Genomic DNA, 1,145 nt, shown 5'->3' on the forward strand with positions numbered 1-1,145 from the left:
GGTTCTTCCTCAAAGTCTGTGATTCAACGGTAGCATTCTCGCCCTCATCAATTCTGGGCCGGCGCGGCCGTACATTGCTCGCTTCAACGTCTTCAAGCGGTTGATCTGTCCTTCTGCCTGCCCGTTGCTCCAGGGGAGTTCGATTGCATTCTTGACGGCATCAATATCCCGCCGCAGAACGCTGGCGAAACGCATGATTGCGGTGAGTTCGCTATCGATAGCACCGTCGATCCATTCATCCAGCGCTTCCGGGTTTTTGCTGCGCAGGATGCCGTTGAAGCGCATGGCCAGACTCCGCATCGTGGCGAACGCTGCCGAACCCCGCTTCAAGGCATCGACCTTTCTGGCCTGACGGTCCGTCAATTGACCGCGCGGCTTGATGCATAAAGCTGCTGCAACTACAGAAGAAATGGCATGGCCGGTATCGGGGTCACGAACCGGTTCTGGAGTATGCTCTTCAAAGGAGATATCGTCAGGCCGATCCTTTTCAGCATTACGCCATGTTTTCAACAAGCGCTCCAGATTGGAACGGCTACCCGTGTACCCACGGTTCTTGATATCGTAAAACAGGTGGCGTCCAGTGCGGTTTCCCTCTTTCCAACATTCAGCCAGGAAGGCTTCGAAATACAATGGCGATGTCGGGTTCAATGCTGCCCGGTTTCTGTCCCGTGGTGTGTTGGACGTAAGCCAATTCGCGACGCTGCGGCGCTCATATCCAGTCCGCCTGGCAATCTCACTATAGGTGAGGCCCTGCTGGCGCAGAGCATGAAGCATCTCGAATGTTTCCTGGCGGGATTGTCTGTGTGCCAAGCGGGCGCGGCGGTGTTGTGCCGCAGAGCTGGCAATAGCATCTTCTGACAAGATCGGCCTGACGTGAGCGTAGCCAGAGAGGCTCATCTGTTCCTTGATTGCCGCCCGAAGGTTTTGGACCAGATGAAAACGATCGGCTACCTGCCGGGCCTGCGCTGCACCCTCCCGGGCGGCCCGGGCGTATAGGCCGCAGCGATCTCTGCTGACGACCTCAATAGCAGGACGTTCCTGCAACCATGCCTTTGCGCTCTCGACGCTACGATCGTCCAGAACATCGACGACTGTTCGGCGTTCGAGATCGACCATGATGGTGCCGTAGTGCGAGGACTGCCGCC

1 protein-coding gene is annotated in these 1,145 nt (G+C 57.2%); it reads right to left on the minus strand.

The annotated features are described in order from the left end of the window. Window positions 1-9: 9 nt before the first annotated feature. On the minus strand, window positions 10-1,145 hold a 1,136-nt coding region (locus SPHINGO391_RS00435), incomplete at its 5' end, for an ISL3 family transposase (protein WP_152007101.1).

It is taken from the genome of Hoeflea sp. EC-HK425 (assembly GCF_902498795.1).
Lineage (GTDB): Bacteria > Pseudomonadota > Alphaproteobacteria > Rhizobiales > Rhizobiaceae > Hoeflea > Hoeflea alexandrii.